Source organism: Niastella populi (genome assembly GCF_002078015.1).
GTDB lineage: Bacteria > Bacteroidota > Bacteroidia > Chitinophagales > Chitinophagaceae > Niastella > Niastella populi.
The window spans coordinates 1-326 of record NZ_LWBP01000171.1 but is presented as its reverse complement, the minus strand read 5'-3'; the positions used below and the strand labels follow the sequence as shown (position 1 = coordinate 326).

The window sequence follows — 326 nt, the reverse complement described above, 5'->3', positions numbered from 1 at the left end:
GGGCATGGCACAAAAACCGATAGCAATGGAACAGTTAAAACAAATTCTTCAACTTCAAGCCGATGGCGTTTCTATTCGGGAGATTGCCCGTCGTGTTGGTATCAGCCGTAACAGTGTTCGTAAATATCTTTCCCGGCTGATAACAAGTGAAAATAATTCAGACGTAAATCTCGCTGATAAAGCCTATAACAACGATCTGTTAGAACTGGATGCAGAACGTCTGCAGCAAGTAACAGCTCATTTTGCAGCCACAGGCGCTGAACTATCAAAGACAGGCGTTACGCGGCAGTTATTGTGGCAGGAATATCAGGCTCAACATCCTGACG

Annotated in this window: 1 protein-coding gene; it reads left to right on the top strand. The window is 45.1% G+C overall.

Translation table 11 applies throughout. The features are described 5' to 3' along the window. Positions 1 to 25: 25 nt before the first annotated feature. Positions 26 to 326: sigma factor-like helix-turn-helix DNA-binding protein (locus A4R26_RS14820; RefSeq protein ID WP_165760277.1), on the top strand; the 301-nt coding region annotated here is incomplete at its 3' end.